General features: G+C 37.3%; 13 protein-coding genes and 1 pseudogene. 7 read left to right on the top strand and 7 right to left on the bottom strand.

The window, feature by feature from the left end; all coding sequences use genetic code 11:
- Window positions 1-19 precede the first annotated feature (19 nt).
- Both carB and rpmH read right to left on the bottom strand, forming a co-directional pair.
- Window positions 20-2,872: a carbamoyl-phosphate synthase large subunit gene (gene carB, locus CHB68_RS06815; RefSeq protein ID WP_089260110.1), complete on the bottom strand. Its 2,853-nt coding sequence runs from the start codon at window positions 2,870-2,872 to the stop codon at window positions 20-22.
- Window positions 2,873-2,961: 89 nt separating this feature from the next.
- Entirely contained in the window at window positions 2,962-3,129 is a 168-nt protein-coding gene (gene rpmH / locus CHB68_RS06810) for a 50S ribosomal protein L34 (RefSeq protein ID WP_027067351.1), read from the bottom strand.
- A 255-nt stretch (window positions 3,130-3,384) separates the two neighbouring features.
- Between rpmH and CHB68_RS06805 the strand changes: the two genes are divergently transcribed.
- Window positions 3,385-3,900: a hypothetical protein gene (locus tag CHB68_RS06805; RefSeq protein ID WP_089260109.1), complete on the top strand. Its 516-nt coding sequence runs from the start codon at window positions 3,385-3,387 to the stop codon at window positions 3,898-3,900.
- Window positions 3,901-3,906: 6 nt separating this feature from the next.
- On the opposite strand, the pseudogene CHB68_RS06800 reads toward CHB68_RS06805, so the two are convergent.
- Window positions 3,907-4,862 (bottom strand): annotated as a pseudogene (locus CHB68_RS06800) (transglycosylase SLT domain-containing protein).
- A gap of 64 nt (window positions 4,863-4,926) precedes the next feature.
- Complete coding sequence (locus CHB68_RS06795; RefSeq protein WP_089260108.1) at window positions 4,927-5,589, bottom strand: YqiA/YcfP family alpha/beta fold hydrolase; 663 nt, start codon at window positions 5,587-5,589, stop codon at window positions 4,927-4,929.
- A 178-nt stretch (window positions 5,590-5,767) separates the two neighbouring features.
- Here CHB68_RS06795 and CHB68_RS06790 point away from each other — a divergent pair, with 178 nt between their 5' ends.
- Window positions 5,768-6,064, top strand: a complete 297-nt coding sequence (locus tag CHB68_RS06790) for a GNAT family N-acetyltransferase (protein WP_089260107.1) — start codon at window positions 5,768-5,770, stop codon at window positions 6,062-6,064.
- A 38-nt stretch (window positions 6,065-6,102) separates the two neighbouring features.
- Here the strand turns inward: CHB68_RS06790 and mtaB are convergent, their stop codons facing one another.
- The 3 genes from mtaB to CHB68_RS06775 form a co-directional block, all read right to left on the bottom strand.
- Window positions 6,103-7,431, bottom strand: a complete 1,329-nt coding sequence (gene mtaB / locus CHB68_RS06785) for a tRNA (N(6)-L-threonylcarbamoyladenosine(37)-C(2))-methylthiotransferase MtaB (protein ID WP_089260106.1) — start codon at window positions 7,429-7,431, stop codon at window positions 6,103-6,105.
- 84 nt (window positions 7,432-7,515) lie between these two features.
- The gene (locus tag CHB68_RS06780) at window positions 7,516-8,691 is read right to left on the bottom strand and encodes a GlmU family protein (RefSeq protein ID WP_089260105.1); all 1,176 of its coding nucleotides are present in this window, start codon (window positions 8,689-8,691) and stop codon (window positions 7,516-7,518) included.
- A gap of 160 nt (window positions 8,692-8,851) precedes the next feature.
- Window positions 8,852-9,121, bottom strand: coding sequence for a type B 50S ribosomal protein L31 (locus tag CHB68_RS06775; RefSeq protein ID WP_089260591.1), 270 nt, complete (start codon window positions 9,119-9,121; stop codon window positions 8,852-8,854).
- Between the two features lie 180 nt (window positions 9,122-9,301).
- Here CHB68_RS06775 and CHB68_RS06770 point away from each other — a divergent pair, with 180 nt between their 5' ends.
- The 5 genes from CHB68_RS06770 to CHB68_RS06750 all read left to right on the top strand — a co-directional run bounded on the left by CHB68_RS06770 (window position 9,302) and on the right by CHB68_RS06750 (window position 15,051).
- Window positions 9,302-9,823, top strand: a complete 522-nt coding sequence (locus CHB68_RS06770; RefSeq protein WP_089260104.1) for a DUF4199 domain-containing protein — start codon at window positions 9,302-9,304, stop codon at window positions 9,821-9,823.
- Window positions 9,824-9,870: 47 nt separating this feature from the next.
- Window positions 9,871-10,833, top strand: a complete 963-nt coding sequence (locus CHB68_RS06765) for a glycosyltransferase family 2 protein (protein ID WP_089260103.1) — start codon at window positions 9,871-9,873, stop codon at window positions 10,831-10,833.
- Window positions 10,834-10,871: 38 nt separating this feature from the next.
- The gene (locus tag CHB68_RS06760; RefSeq protein ID WP_089260102.1) at window positions 10,872-12,581 is read left to right on the top strand and encodes a phospho-sugar mutase; all 1,710 of its coding nucleotides are present in this window, start codon (window positions 10,872-10,874) and stop codon (window positions 12,579-12,581) included.
- Window positions 12,581-14,410, top strand: coding sequence for an ABC transporter ATP-binding protein (locus tag CHB68_RS06755; RefSeq protein ID WP_089260101.1), 1,830 nt, complete (start codon window positions 12,581-12,583; stop codon window positions 14,408-14,410). Before CHB68_RS06760 ends, CHB68_RS06755 begins: the two co-directional genes overlap by 1 nt.
- 74 nt (window positions 14,411-14,484) lie before the next feature.
- Entirely contained in the window at window positions 14,485-15,051 is a 567-nt protein-coding gene (locus tag CHB68_RS06750) for an RNA polymerase sigma factor (RefSeq protein ID WP_245838856.1), read from the top strand.
- Window positions 15,052-15,075: the final 24 nt, after the last annotated feature.

The following is a 15,075-nucleotide window of genomic DNA, read 5'->3' as shown; positions in this document are numbered from 1 at the left end:
ATTTTCTGATTTAAATTTTTTATTTACTTAAATACATTTTACGCCTTGCGTAAAGATTGTAAAACTCATCGTCCTTAAGACTATCTATAAATAATATACTTTCACCTGTACTCTTCATTTCAGGCCCCAAATTCTTATTGACATTAGGGAATTTATTGAAGGAGAATACCGGTTGTTTAATTGCAAAACCTTCCAATTGTGGATTAAATGTGAAATCCTTCACCTTTTTTTCTCCCAACATTACCTTGGTAGCGTAATTTACATAAGGTTCCTTATACGCTTTTGCTATAAACGGCACCGTACGTGATGCTCTTGGATTGGCTTCAATAATGTAGACTACCTCATCCTTGATAGCAAATTGTATATTGATTAGACCTACTGTATTCAATGCCAATGCAATTTTCTTGGTATGATCTTTTATCTGCTGCATTACCAATTCCCCTAAGTTAAAAGGTGGCAATGTAGCATTGGAATCCCCGGAATGTATACCGCAAGGCTCAATATGCTCCATTATACCAATAATGTAAACATCTTCCCCATCACAAATGGCATCTGCCTCTGCTTCTATTGCACCGTCTAGATAATGGTCAAGCAATAATTTATTATTTGGTATTTTGCGAAGAAGGTCCACAACATGCTCTTCCAATTCTTCTTTGTTGATTACAATTTTCATTCCCTGACCACCCAATACGTAAGAGGGTCTTACCAATAATGGAAAATCCAATTCTTCTGAAAGGGTCAATGCTTCATCTGCCGTTTCTGCTACCCCAAATTTTGGAAAAGGAATATCATTTTCTTTTAACAGCTCTGAGAAGCTTCCCCTATCCTCTGCCAAATCTAGCGATTCAAAACTAGTACCTATGATCTTAATACCGTATTTGGATAATTTCTCCGCCAATTTCAATGCGGTTTGACCACCTAACTGAACAATTACACCTTCTGGTTTTTCATGACGGATAATATCATAAATATGTTCCCAGAATACAGGCTCAAAATATAGCTTGTCCGCAGTATCAAAATCGGTAGAAACCGTTTCTGGATTACAATTGATCATTATAGTCTCATAACCACATTCTGCCGCGGCCAAAACACCATGTACACAACAGTAATCGAATTCTATACCCTGACCAATACGGTTAGGTCCCGAACCTAGAACTACAATTTTCTTTTTATCGGTAACTATACTATCATTCTCCACATAACGGGCACCTTCAGCAGTTTCAATTTCTGCTTCAAAAGTAGAATAGTAATACGGTGTCATTGCCTTAAATTCTGCGGCACAGGTATCTACCAGTTTATACACCCTGTTGATGTTCAGTTCGGTACGTTTGTTATAAACTTCGCTTTCATAACAATCCAACATATGGGCAATTTGTCTATCAGCAAAGCCTTTTTGCTTGGCCTCTAACAACAAATCCTTAGATAAAGTTGCAATGGTGTATTTGGATATTTCCTTTTCCAAGAAATGAAGCTCCTCATATTGCTTTAGGAACCACATATCTATTTTGGTGATTTCATGAATCCTACTCAACGGAATTCCTATTTGAATGGCGTCATAGATCACGAAAACACGGTCCCAACTTGGAATGGTCAATTTACTGATGATCTGCTCATAATTTTTATAGCCTTTACCATCCGCTCCCAATCCATTTCGTTTTATTTCTAGGGATTGAGTTGCTTTATGTAAGGCCTCTTGAAATGAACGCCCAATACCCATAACTTCCCCTACGGATTTCATCTGAAGCCCTAATGTCCTGTCCGAACCTTCAAACTTATCAAAATTCCAACGAGGTATTTTTACGATCACATAATCCAAGGTTGGCTCAAACAATGCCGATGTAGACTTTGTAATCTGATTATCCAATTCATCAAGCGTATAACCTATTGCCAATTTAGTTGCAACCTTTGCTATAGGATACCCAGTAGCTTTGGATGCCAATGCCGATGACCTTGATACACGTGGGTTAATCTCAATTGCTATTATATCTTCTTTCTCATCTGGACTAACGGCAAACTGCACATTACACCCTCCTTCAAAATCTCCAATACTGCGCATCATATGAATGGCCATATCACGCATTTTTTGGTATGTTTTATCAGATAGGGTCATTGCCGGCGCCACGGTTATGGAATCTCCGGTATGAATACCCATTGGGTCCATATTTTCTATAGCACAGATAATTACGACGTTATCGTTCTTATCCCTTAATAGTTCCAGCTCATATTCTTTCCATCCCATCAAGGCCTTATCGATCATTACCTCATGAATAGGTGAAATCTCCAGACCATAACTCAACTGTTCGTCAAAATCCTCTGCCTTATAAACAATAGAAGCTCCCGCACCGCCAAGTGTATATGAAGCCCTAATTACCAATGGAAATCCAAATTCCTGGGCAATTTCCTTTCCTTGCAAGAATGAGGTTGCCGTTGCCTGTGGTGCCATGCCTACACCTATTTTCAACATAAGTTCCCTAAACTGCTCCCTATCTTCGGTTATATTGATTGCGTCGATATCCACACCGATCAACTCTACTCCAAAATCTTCCCAAATACCCTTTTTATCGGCCTCTATACAAAGGTTCAATGCTGTTTGACCTCCCATGGTGGGCAAAACCGCATCAATTTGTGGATGGGCCTTTAAAATTTCAACAATAGATTTTGTGGTCAACGGTTTTAAGTATACATGATCCGCCATAGAGGGATCCGTCATAATGGTTGCCGGGTTACTATTAATTAAGATAGTCTCTATACCATCTTCACGTAATGAACGCAAAGACTGACTACCGGCATAATCAAATTCACATGCTTGGCCTATTACAATTGGGCCTGATCCTATTAATAAAATTGAGTTTAAATCTTTTCTTTTCGGCATTTTTGAAATATATATTTTGGGAATTGGTCAAAAAAAAGGTGTTACTTTCAGAAAAGTAACACCTAAATATTTTAAAAACTATACAATCATTATTTTTTATGTCTTGTTTCAGAGGAAACAGTCAATTTCTTTCTTCCTTTTGCTCTTCGTCTAGCAAGAACCTTTCTACCGTTTACGGAAGCCATACGCTCACGAAAACCATGTTTGTTCTTTCTCTTTCTCTTTGACGGCTGATATGTTCTTTTTTGTCCGGGCATCTCTTAAACCTTTTCTATTATTTGATATTTTACAGAATCCTCTGTGAAACTGGGCGCAAATATACAAAGAGTTTTTTCTTTGGCAAGTGCTTATGAAAAAAATATTTTTATAATTCCGTACGGCTGAAAACAATGCTTTTGACTAATTTTGCCAGAATTAAACTTTAGTAGTGCCGTTGCCTATATTTTATTGGACTTACATGTACATACCATAGTATAGGCCAACAACCAATTAGATAAAAACAAACCTAAAACATGTTCAATAAAAATTTAAAATTAGTCATAGCCGGACTCATCATTGCTTTTGCCATTTATCAATTTATAGAAGGATATATAGGTAATGGTATAAGCCTTCTATTGTTATCCACTATTTTTATCTTCCTTTATTTCAGAAATGAAATCATTCTTTTGGCATTTATGCGCATGAGAAAACAAGATTTGGAAGGAACAAAGAAATGGCTCGATAAAATAAAAAAACCAGAAGCGGCATTGACCGTAAAACAACAGGGATATTTTAATTACCTACATGGCATTATATTCTCACAGACCAATCTTACCCAAGCGGAAAAATATTTTAAGAAAGCCCTAAAACTTGGCCTGACCATGGATTATGATGTAGCCATGGCCAAACTAAGCCTTGCCGGTATAGCCATGCAAAAAAGACGTAAAAGAGAGGCGACTACGTTACTGAACGAAGCTAAAAAATTGGATAAAAACAATATGTTGACCGATCAGATTAAGATGATGCAACAGCAAATGAAAAAAATCTAATTATTTCTACTTACCCATTACATAGTATCCTTTATTAGGAATTTCTATAGTATATTTTTACCGGAGGCATTATTTAAATGAGGCTCCCTTAACCAAGGATTGTGGCGCTTTAAAATTTTGTAATTGATTTCGTATTCCTGTGCAAAGTCGGCAAAATCACTTACAGGTGTATCTACCTCTACCGTAAAGGTCGGTACTGCAGTATACATATCATCCTTATCGATATGAAATCCATATTTCTCAGGATTGGAAAGTATTTCCTTAATGGCCATAATCCTAAATACATACCTACCGGTTTCGCTACCCAATAAAAGATCCCAATACGTATCTACCTGTTGAATCTTTAAATATTTGTTCACGGCCCCAGGGCCTGCATTATATGCTGCCGCTGTCAATGCCCAACTACCATACCTCTCCTTCCATTTCTTTAAATATTTACAGGCAACTTCCGTGGACTTTTCCAAATGATAGCGTTCATCTACGTTAGCGTTAACCTCAAGACCGTATTCCCTACCAGTATCTCTCATTATTTGCCAAAATCCTGTTGCACCTGCGGGTGAAACCACATTGGTAAGACCACTTTCCGCAACTGCCAAATATTTAAAATCATCTGGAATACCATTTTTAGCCAATATTGGTTCTATGATCGGAAAATATTTGTTCGCCCTTTTCATTAACAATAAGGCATTGGACTGCCAATAGGTATTGACCAAAAATTCCCTATCCACACGCTCCATAATTTCTGGATCTTGCTGTGGTACCACCTCGCCGGCAAAATTTAAGTCCTCCGGAATATCTATAGACGAGATTCTATACTCAGATGCTACATTAATTTGTACACTATCATTGGCAACCACTGTAGCGTTTAAATTATTTACACTAGTAGATTGTACGGCAAAAATTAAAGTTCCCGCTACAAAAACGACGCCCAAAAGCATCAATATATTCTTTATGACTTTCATATATGACAATTTAAAAATTTTCAACCTCTAATAGGTTTCTACCAAAGGTATATATAGAACTTTCTTATTCCAAAATAATTGCAGGCAAGTTCTCATTAAACCATTTTGCGCGATGTATTATCATTGTATGCGTACCGTTGGGAACCGTAATACAATCCTTTATCTTGGTTATGGGAAATACCGTATCCTTTTCTCCGTGAATGTGTACTAAATTATTGGGCAACTCACTTTGTTTCCAATGAACCATTTTGTCAATACACCAATCTATATAGTTTGTATCTCTAACGGACATATAACGCTTATACAAGTCCAACCTTTTGACCACTGGTTCACCAAAGGCATATTTGGCCAGAAATTCAACATTATTCACTAAACTGGTAGGTAAAATTTTATGAACGCCAGTATAACGGGCAAAATTCATCTTATTGGGCATTTCTTGGGTCAACTTAATGCTTGATATTATAATTATTTTTTTTACCTCTATAAATTTCGACATTTCCTGCACCAATAGCCCTCCCAAAGAAACCCCGAGCAATACACTGTTCCCATGTTCTATCTTTTGACACATCTGTTCTGCATAGCTTGTAAACGTACAGTTATGCGGAGGTATATCCCATTCTAAAAAATGCATCTTAAAATGCGTGTTGGGCAATTTTATATATTCAAATATAGCTGAACTAGCAGCCATACCGGGCATACAATAAACATGTATTAAATTATCGTTCATACGCATCAAACCATGTAAAAGATAGGAAATTAGGGATTTTTTAACTACTTTTGGTACAGAGTGTGAAAATCACCTATAACGATATAGGAAAAATTACGTACAGCATTTCAACAACAATAAATTACGATAGGAGAACGTCGTAATTTTTTTGTCTAGTACCAACACAAAAATAATCTATATGAACGATGTTATCATTAAGGACAATTCTTTTTTGCGCCAATTTGAAACGACCGTAAACGGTCATCTTGCCAGAATAGAATATTCTTCTCAAGAACGCAAAGTATTTCTTACCAAATTAGTTGTTCCTGAAGAAATTACCGAAGAAGGTTTTAGGGAAAATTTCATCAAAGCCGTTCTTAGCACCATACAGGAAAAAAATCTAAGAGTGGTACCTACGAGTCCGCACATTGCAGGATTTTTAAGAAAAAATCGATTACAGTATAAAGAAATGCTTCCTATCGGTATTCGAATTTAAGACATGTAAAAAGCCTTTCCGTTGGAAAGGCTTTTTTTTTATACTTCTACACTTTGTTTTATAAATTCAAACCTCACTAAACCATCATTGGCTATTTCGGTCAATCTTACCTCATGCAAGGTATTTACCAAGTCCGGGTCCCAAGGTGACTTTACCTTAACGTAGTTTTCCGTAAAGCCATGGATATACCCTTCTTTATTTTCCCCTTCAAACAAAACCGTCAGCTCGTTTCCTAATTGGCTTTCATAAAACGCCCTTCTCTTTTTTACGGAAAGCCCACGTAACATTTTGCTTCGCTTACTCCTTACCTTTTTTGGAACAACACCTTCCATATTTGCAGCGGGAGTATTGTCCCTTTCAGAATATGTAAACACATGTAAATAAGAAATATCCAAATTATTTAGATAATGATAGGTCTCCAAAAAATGTTCCTCTGTCTCACCTGGAAAACCAACAATGACATCTACACCAATACAACAATTTGGCATGATAGTCTTTATGCGTTCAACACGCTCAGTATACAGTTTGGTCATATACCTGCGCTTCATCAATTTTAATAACCTATCGCTACCACTTTGCAAAGGAATATGAAAATGAGGTACAAAGGTATTGCTCTGGGCAACAAAATCTATGGTTTCATCCTTAAGTAGGTTAGGCTCTATAGAAGAAATGCGCAACCTATGGATGCCCGATACGTTGTCCAACGCCTGTACCAGGTCTAGAAAAGTATGTTCATGTCTTTTGTTCCCAAATTCACCTTTACCATAATCACCTATATTAACACCTGTCAAGACAATTTCCTTAATTCCCTGAGCAGAGATATCTTTGGCATTCTGCAATACATTTTGCAAGGTGTCACTTCTGGAAATACCACGTGCTAACGGTATAGTACAATAGGTACACTTATAATCGCAACCATCCTGCACCTTTAAAAAGGCTCTTGTACGGTCACCAATGGCATAACTACCTACGTAAAAATCAGCGTGCGCAATTTCACACGAATGAATTTCACCATGGTCATTCTTGGTCAAATCATTAATGTAATCCGTAATCTTGAACTTTTCCGTGGCACCAAGTACTAAATCTACCCCATCTACATCTGCCAATTCTTCTGGTTTTAACTGGGCATAGCACCCAACCGCAGCAATAAAGGCATCTTCATTATTTTTTTGTGCCTGCTTAACAATGGTCTTGAATTTTTTATCCGCATTGTCCGTAACCGAACAGGTATTGATTACGTACATATCTGCCCTTTCGGTAAAATCTACACGCTCAAATCCTTCATCGGTAAAATTTCGGGCAATGGTAGATGTTTCCGAAAAATTCAATTTACATCCTAATGTATAAAAAGCTACCTTTTTTTTCATCCTACTATTTCTTGCAAGGTGCAAAAATACTTAAAGTTTATTGGAGCCACCAAGAACCAAAGTACCTCATAAAATACACGCTGCTTAATATTTTCTCCATTTTTTGGTAATCTCGAACACATGCCTTAAAATATCCGCCTCTATTTCGTTGAATTCCACACCCCTTCTTGCCATCATTACCTTAGCTACATCAAATGCCTTTTCTGGCTGATAGGAAGAAAATCCAGAAGCGCCTCCCCAACTAAAGCTAGGGACAAAATTTCTAGGAAATCCCGGGACGTAGATATTACTGTTTACCCCAATAACCGTACCCGTATTGAACATGGTATTGATGGCCGTTTTACTATGGTCCCCCATCATGAGTCCGCAAAATTGCAGACCGGTCTGCTCAAAACTTTCCGTAGCATAATTCCATAAACGCACTTTTGCATAATTGTTCTTAAGGTTAGAGTTATTGGAATCCGCACCTATATTACACCATTCTCCCAATACCGCATTACCTAAATACCCTTCATGCCCTTTACTGGAGTAGCCAAAAATTACCGAATTGCTTACTTCACCACAAACTTTACTATAGGGACCAATGGTAGTCGCCCCATAAAGCTTACCTCCCATTTTAATGATAGCGTGGTCACACAATGCCAAACCTCCCCTAATAAGACTACCTTCCCATATTTCTGAATTCCTACCTAAATATATTGGTCCGTCAGTGGCATTTAATATACTATATTCCACTTTTGCCCCTTCTTCCAAAAACACCCGCTCAGGATGTATTACCTGATTGGTCTTGGGTATAGGGCAACTTGTTCTGCCTTTGGTCAAAAAATCAAAATCTGACTGTAAAATAGTGGCATTTTTCTCAAAAATATCCCATGTATTGTTTATCTGCTCTAGAGTCTGATCAAAAACAATTTGCTCAAAAACAGAAAGTTGTGCATTATCCTTAACACTTGCACTGCAATAGGCCACCACCATTTCATCTTTCATGAGTACTTGACCCATTTTTAAAGAACCAATTGCCTTTAACAATGTATTTGATGGTAAGATGGATGCATCAATAAACACATTCTCGCTCTCTATGTGCAATGGAAACTTAGCCCTTAAATAATCTTCGGTCAAGGACGTAACCCCAACTTTTAAGTAAGCCGCCCAGCGTTCACGCATCGTCATAATACCAACCCTAATTTCAGCAACCGGACGTGTAAAGGTAAACGGCAATAAATGATCCCTACGTGGACCATCAAAGAGAATATAATTCATACAAGATGATTTTTAACAAAATTAATAAATATCCGCAGAGGTACTATATTTTATGGTTAAGTGTTCCTAAAACCAAGTTGAATGCAAAAAGAAACGCCCTCGAACAAATTCGAGGGCGCTATATTCTAGTATATAAGAAAAATTAATTGTACACCAATTTCTACTCTTCCTTCTTTTCTTCCTTAGCAAATTTCTTGTACTTGTTCTTAAATTTATCGATACGACCTGCGGTATCCAAAAATTTAGCCTTACCAGTGTAAAACGGATGTGATGTTCTTGAAATTTCCAATTTAACCAAAGGATATTCAACACCTTCAACCTCTAAAGTCTCTTTTGTTTCAGCTGTTGATTTAGTTAAAAATACTTCATCATTAGACATGTCCTTAAAGGCCACTATCCTGTAATTTTCTGGGTGTATATCTTTTTTCATTTTAAAAACTTTATTGCGCCCATTCCGACGGGCACTCATTTTAAGGCTGCAAATTTAGTGAAAAACTCCAAAGTACCAATTAGAAACAACAAAAAATATAAAAAAATAAATTGCAGACTTATGTAACATTGTCATACATTACCATACCTATATAGAAATCAACCTTTAAAAATAAAAATCATGGAAGAAAACCAACCAAAAACTGGCAAGTTTGCCTTGAATTATGGGCTTGTTACTGGAATTATCGGAGTTATATTCGGCATCATGCTCTATATCATGGACATGCATTATGAGCAAGGAGCGGCCGTACAAATTACACAGACCTTAATTCTTGCCGCAGGTATTGTTATGGCAATCATACAATTTAAAAAGACGGGCAACGGACTTTTATCAATTTCTGAAGCTTTAAAAGTTGGTGCAGGTGTAGCTCTAATTGCAGCAATTGTAGGATTATTGTATTTCTTTTTACTTTCCAATGTCATAGAACCTGACTATTTAGATAAAGTATACGAAATAGGTAAAGTAAAAGCTATGGCAGACAACCCTAGCCTTACCGAAGAGCAAATTGATCAAGGTATAGAGATGCAAAAAGGGTTTGCATGGGTCATGTATCCTATAGGTCTTATAATTAATGTTGTAATTGGACTGATCATTGGCCTAATCACCGGTCTTATTCTAAAAAAAGAAGAAGCGGCTTATTAATACCTAAGTAATTGTAGTATTTTTGGGGGCAATACCAGAAGTAGCACATGCAATTATCTATTGTAATTCCATTACTTAACGAAGAAGAATCACTTAAGGAACTTCATGATTGGATTGTATCCGTAATGCAATCCAATCATTTTTCTTATGAAATACTTTTTGTGGACGATGGCAGTACGGACGGTTCCTGGAATGTCATCAACCAACTTTCACAGAAAAACCCATTTGTAAAAGGAATACATTTTCAAAGAAACTTTGGCAAATCACAAGCCTTGCACGCCGGTTTCAAGGCGGTTACAGGTGATGTAATTATCACCATGGATGCAGACCTACAGGATAATCCAGAAGAAATACCCCAGTTATACCAAATGATAACCGAACAAGGTTATGAGCTGGTATCCGGTTGGAAAAAGAAACGTTATGATTCTATAATCTTCAAAAACACCCCATCTAAATTATTCAATTGGGCCGCCAGAAGAACATCTGGAGTTCGTCTTCATGATTTTAACTGCGGTTTAAAGGCCTATGCCAAGGATGTGGTCAAAAATATTGAAGTTTCTGGAGAAATGCACAGGTATATCCCCGTATTGGCAAAAAATGCGGGTTTCTCAAAAATTGGGGAAAAAGTAGTTCAACACCAAGCCCGCAAATACGGCAGCACTAAATTTGGTATGGAAAGATTTATAAACGGTTTTTTAGATTTATTGACCATTTGGTTCGTATCAAGATTTGGAAAACGGCCCATGCATTTGTTCGGTGCCCTTGGTGTACTTATGTTCTTTATTGGCTTTTCTTTTGCCATTTATTTAGGTATCGATAAATTATTCATAAATCCGTTTGGAAGATTGATTACGGATCGGCCTCAATTCTATATTTCATTGGTTGCCATGATTATTGGTACTCAGCTGTTCTTGGCAGGGTTTCTTGGTGAAATATTGATCAGGTCCAAAAAGGGGGAAAACAGATATATTGTATCCGAAGAAATTAACACGTCGCTTTCTGATAACTAAAATTCTCATTAACTTAATAGCATATAAACAACAACCATATGGATAATATCCTTGACACGGCCAAAACATGGCTGACCGATTTTTTTGATCCTGCAGTCAAAAAAGAAATTGAACACCTGATCGCCAATGATCAAGAGGAACTGAACGACCGTTTTTATAAAAATATGGAGTTTGGTACAGGTGGCATGAGGGGCGTAATGGGCGTAGGAACCAATAGAATAAATAAATACACCTTGGGCAAAAGTACGCAAGGACTTAGTAATTACCTGAATAAAGTCTATACAGGTGAGGAAATTAAGGTCGTAATAGCTTTTGATTGCCGTAATAATAGCGATACTCTGGCAAGAACCGTCGCAGAAGTGTTTTCTGCCAATGGTATCAAGGTTTTTCTATTTTCAGAATTACGGACCACCCCAGAACTTTCATTTGCCGTAAGGTATTTAGACTGCCATGCCGGTATAGTTTTAACGGCATCCCACAACCCACCAGAATATAATGGATATAAGGTTTACTGGACGGATGGCGGACAAATTGTACCACCACAGGACGGAGAAATTATAGCGGAAATCAACGCCCTTGGTTTTGAAGATATCAAATTCACTGCCAACAATGCCCTTATACAAGTTATTGACAAAGAAGTTGATGATGCCTTTATTCAACAATCGGTTCAGGCCGGTAGTTTCAATGCAGATGGCAAAGATGATTTTAAAATTGTGTTTACCTCTTTGCACGGAACCTCTATCACCGCAATACCGGAAGTATTAAAACAAGGTGGGTATGATAACGTTACCATTATAGAAGAACAAGCAAAACCAGATGGTAATTTTCCCACGGTGAAATCCCCTAACCCAGAGGAGTCGGAAGCACTTTCCATGGCCGTAAAAAAAGCTGAAGAAATTGGTGCGGACATGGTTGTAGGTACTGATCCAGATAGTGACCGTTTAGGTATTGCCGTGCGTAATCTTGAAGGTGAAATGGAAATTGTTAACGGAAACCAAGCTATGGTTTTAATGACAAAATTCCTTCTTGAAAAGAGAAAGGAAAAAGGCTTTAAAGGAAATGAATTTATTGCCACAACAATTGTATCTACCCCAATGATGGAGGCTATGGCTAAAGCTTACGGAGTAGAGTTCAAAACATCACTTACTGGTTTTAAATGGATCGGTAAAATGATCAAAGACTTCCCTGAATCTGATTTTATTGGTGGAGGCGAAGAAAGCTTTGGATATATGGTAGGTGATTTTGTCCGTGATAAAGACGCGGTTACCTCTACCCTATTGGCATGTGAAATAGCCAGTCAGGCAAAAGCTAATGGCAGTTCTTTCTATAAAGACCTAATTCAATGTTATGTTGATTATGGCTTCTATAAAGAGCATCTAGTTTCCATTACCAAAAAAGGCATTAGTGGTGCCGAGGAAATTAAGCAGATGCTTAAGGATTTTAAAGAAAACCCAGTGGAATCAGTTGCTGGCTCCAAGGTTAAATGGATCGAAGATTACAACACATCAATCGCAAAAAATGTATTGACCGGTGAAGAAAAGGCCATTGATATTCCAAAATCCAACGTATTAATATACGAAACCGAGGATGGTACCAGAATTGCCGCAAGGCCTAGCGGTACGGAACCTAAGGTTAAATTTTACATCAGCACGAATACAAAATTGGAGAAGACTGAAGATTACAAAAAAGTATCGGCAGAACTTGATCAGAAAATCAAGAATATTCTTTCTGAGCTTAACTTAGGTTAATGAACTATTTTAAAAAGATCCTTCGCTTTGCGAAGCCTTACAGGATATATGCGCTACTGAACATTATATCCAATATTTTTTATGCACTGTTTTCAACATTGGCAATGATATCCTTATTTCCAATGTTGAACGTGCTCTTTAAGCAAACAGAGAAAATATATACCAAACCAGAATGGACAGGTATTTCTAATTTAAAAAATTATGTAACCGACACTTTAAACTTTTTTGTTACGGAACAAAGCGAACAAAGTGATCCCGGAGAGGTGCTCATGCTTATGGTTGGGTTGATCATTACAATGTTTCTTCTTAAGAATCTTTTTAATTACTTAGCCATGTACTTCATTACATTTCTGCGCAATGGCGTTCTAAAAGATTTGCGAAACGAACTGTATGATAAAACAATAGAATTGCCCATATCCTATTATTCCGAAAAAAGAAAAGGCGATACAATTGCCCGTATTACATCAGATGTATTGGAGATTCAACATTCGTTTTTATCTATATTGGAATTAATTGTAAGAGAACCGTTGACCATAATTTTTACAATTGCAGCCATGTTGGCTATTAGTCCCAAGCTAACATTGTTTGTATTTTTATTTCTACCGCTCTCCGGTTTTCTAATTTCATTGATAGGAAAATCCTTAAAACGAAAATCTGACAAGGTTCAAAATGAACAAGGTTTCTTTTTATCCATCTTAGAAGAAACTCTAGGTGGGTTACGAGTCATTAAAGCATTTAATGCGGAATCTGTATTTGCCAAAAAATTCCAATCCTCCACAAAAAGGTTTTTCAATTTTTCCAATAGTCTGCTCAATAGACAAAACTTAGCATCCCCAACGAGCGAGTTTTTTGGTATTGCCGCCATAGGCGTAATTCTTTGGTATGGAGGTCAAATGGTTCTTGTAGACAAAACATTGGAAGCTGAACTCTTTATTACGTATATGGCACTGTCATATCAGATACTAACTCCTGCCAAATCTATAAGCAAAGCATCCTATAGTGTCAAAAAAGGTAATGCGGCGGCTGAACGTGTTTTAGAAATTTTAGAGACAGAGAACCCTATTGCAGAGATTAAAAATCCTATTGAACTAACGTCATTTGACAGTGATATAAAACTTCAGCATATTTCGTTTAAATATGAGGATGAATACGTACTTAAAAACTTTGACCTGACGGTAAAAAAAGGTACGACCGTAGCCCTTGTTGGGCAATCCGGTAGCGGCAAAAGTACCATAGCCAACCTTGTTACAAGATTTTACGATGTCAACGAAGGTGAAATAAGTATTGACGGCAACAATATTAAAAACCTGAGTAAAAAATCGCTCAGAGGTTTAATGGGCCTTGTTACCCAAGACTCCATTCTGTTCAATGATACCGTAAAAAACAACATAGCGCTAGGAAAGGAAAATGCTACGGAAGAAGAGATTATGGCTGCGGCCAAAATTGCCAATGCACATGATTTTATCATGGAACTACCTAAAGGCTATGACACCAATATTGGGGACAGTGGCAACAAATTAAGTGGAGGACAAAAACAACGGCTGTCCATTTCAAGGGCTGTCTTAAAGAATCCGCCCATTATGATTTTAGACGAAGCAACATCTGCCCTGGACACTGAGAGCGAACGTTTGGTTCAGGATGCCTTGGAGAAAATGATGAAGAACAGAACCTCCATAGTAATAGCCCACCGTTTATCTACCATTCAAAACGCGGACAACATTGTAGTTCTGCAAAAAGGGGAAATTGTGGAACAAGGTACCCATACCCAATTGTTAGCGTTGAACGGCACTTATAAAAAATTGGTACAGATGCAATCGTTGGCATCCTAAAGGCCGCTTATATTGAACAAGTAGTAGCGAAAATTAACGTTGCCGTTAAACCTTTTTATAATTTCTTAGTCCTAATGATGAACAAACCTCAAGAACCATTGATAGCAGAGGAAACACTTGTACAGGAACTCAAGACCCAGAATACCCAGGCAAAAGCCTTTGAGGTATTGGTAAGTACGTACAAAGAACGACTCTATTGGCAGATCAGGGGCATTGTACTAAATCATGACGATGCTGATGATGTGTTGCAAAATACGTTCATCAAAATCTATAAGAATATTGATGGCTTTAAAGGTGACAGTCAACTTTTTTCATGGATGTACAGAATTGCTACCAATGAAGCCTTAAGTTTTATTAAACAAAGGGCAAAAATTCAAGGTTTGAACGATGTGGACTACCAAGAGAAGCTGGTTGCCAATTTACAAAGTGATGTTTATTTTGAAGGTGACGAAATACAGTTAAAGTTGCAGAAAGCAATTGCAACCTTGCCCGAAAAGCAAAAATTGGTGTTCAATATGAAATATTTTCAAGAACTAAAATATGAACAGATATCGGAAATTCTTGAGACATCCGTAGGGGGACTAAAGGCCTCTTACCATCTTGCGGTAAAAAAAGTAGAACAATTTTTAAAAGAGGATTAAACTATTTATGTATTTGATAGTCAA

Source organism: Maribacter sedimenticola, assembly GCF_900188415.1.
GTDB classification, from domain to species: Bacteria; Bacteroidota; Bacteroidia; order Flavobacteriales; family Flavobacteriaceae; genus Maribacter; species Maribacter sedimenticola.
This window is presented reverse-complemented; position numbering and strand designations above follow the sequence as displayed.

Bases quoted from the DNA above. Each gene is read 5' to 3' on its own strand.
- CHB68_RS06795 (WP_089260108.1), bottom strand. From the start codon at position 5,589: ATGAACGATAATTTAATACATGTTTATTGTATGCCCGGTATGGCTGCT.
- CHB68_RS06770 (WP_089260104.1), top strand. From the start codon at position 9,302: ATGGAAGAAAACCAACCAAAAACTGGCAAGTTTGCCTTGAATTATGGG.
- carB (WP_089260110.1), bottom strand. From the start codon at position 2,872: ATGCCGAAAAGAAAAGATTTAAACTCAATTTTATTAATAGGATCAGGC.
- CHB68_RS06750 (WP_245838856.1), top strand. From the start codon at position 14,485: ATGATGAACAAACCTCAAGAACCATTGATAGCAGAGGAAACACTTGTA.
- CHB68_RS06765 (WP_089260103.1), top strand. From the start codon at position 9,871: ATGCAATTATCTATTGTAATTCCATTACTTAACGAAGAAGAATCACTT.
- CHB68_RS06790 (WP_089260107.1), top strand. From the start codon at position 5,768: ATGAACGATGTTATCATTAAGGACAATTCTTTTTTGCGCCAATTTGAA.
- CHB68_RS06755 (WP_089260101.1), top strand. From the start codon at position 12,581: ATGAACTATTTTAAAAAGATCCTTCGCTTTGCGAAGCCTTACAGGATA.
- rpmH (WP_027067351.1), bottom strand. From the start codon at position 3,129: ATGCCCGGACAAAAAAGAACATATCAGCCGTCAAAGAGAAAGAGAAAG.
- CHB68_RS06805 (WP_089260109.1), top strand. From the start codon at position 3,385: ATGTTCAATAAAAATTTAAAATTAGTCATAGCCGGACTCATCATTGCT.
- mtaB (WP_089260106.1), bottom strand. From the start codon at position 7,431: ATGAAAAAAAAGGTAGCTTTTTATACATTAGGATGTAAATTGAATTTT.
- CHB68_RS06775 (WP_089260591.1), bottom strand. From the start codon at position 9,121: ATGAAAAAAGATATACACCCAGAAAATTACAGGATAGTGGCCTTTAAG.
- CHB68_RS06760 (WP_089260102.1), top strand. From the start codon at position 10,872: ATGGATAATATCCTTGACACGGCCAAAACATGGCTGACCGATTTTTTT.
- CHB68_RS06780 (WP_089260105.1), bottom strand. From the start codon at position 8,691: ATGAATTATATTCTCTTTGATGGTCCACGTAGGGATCATTTATTGCCG.